Raw genomic sequence first — 895 nt, 5'->3', positions numbered from 1 at the left:
CGGCGTTGAGGCATCTGGCCTCTTCGCGAGCAGGCTCGCTCCCACACGGGATCTGCGCTGTACATAAGTCCATGTGGGAGCGAGCCTGCTCGCGAAAGGGCCAGCCCAGCCACCGCGAAACCACAGGCAAACCCCATGCACTTCGACCTCACCGACCTGCGCCTCTACCTGCACATTCTCGACACCGGCAACATCACTGCCGGCGCCGCCCGCAGCCACTTGTCCCTCGCCGCCGCCAGCGCTCGAATCCGCGCGATGGAGGCCTCACTCGGCGCCGAATTCCTCGAGCGCGGCCGCCGTGGCGTCACCCCGACGCCTGCCGGCAAAGCCCTCGCCCGCCACGCGCGCATCCTTTTGCAACAGGCCGAACGCATGCAGCAGGATCTGGCCGATTACGCGCATGGCGTCAAAGGCCAGGTGCGGCTGTTGTGCAACACCACGGCGATCACCGAGTACCTCCCAGAAGTGCTCGCGGACTTCTTGCGCAGCCATCCCAATCTCGATATCGATCTACAGGAGCTGCCCAGCGCGCGGATCACCCATGCCTTGCGGGAAGGAGCGGCGGATCTGGGGATTGTGTCCGACGCGGTCGACACCAACGGCCTACAGACTCAAGCGTTTTGCGACGATCCGCTGGTGCTGATTCTGCCGCTCAATCACCCGTTGTCTGACGCCGCCGAGGTCAGTTTCAGCGACGCGTTGCAGCACGACTTTGTCGGACTCAGCGCCGACAGCGCATTGGCGATTTATCTGGAAGAACAGGCGCTGCACAGCGGCGCGCGAATGCAGGTGCGCATTCGCGCCGATGGCTTTGATGGCGCCATGCGCATGGTCGCCCATGGCGCCGGCCTGGCCATCGTGCCGTTGGCCGCTGTCCAACGCGCGATGCTCGAGC

At 65.1% G+C, this 895-nt stretch carries 1 protein-coding gene; it reads left to right on the top strand.

The annotated features are described in order from the left end of the window. Positions 1-135: 135 nt before the first annotated feature. On the top strand, positions 136-895 hold a 760-nt coding region (locus tag OQK_RS01040), incomplete at its 3' end, for a LysR family transcriptional regulator (RefSeq protein ID WP_016770726.1).

Origin of the sequence: Pseudomonas sp. R62 (assembly GCF_000257605.1) — a bacterium.
Lineage (GTDB): Bacteria > Pseudomonadota > Gammaproteobacteria > Pseudomonadales > Pseudomonadaceae > Aquipseudomonas > Aquipseudomonas atacamensis.
Note: the sequence above shows the minus strand (reverse complement) of the source record. Positions and strands in the feature narration are given on the sequence as shown.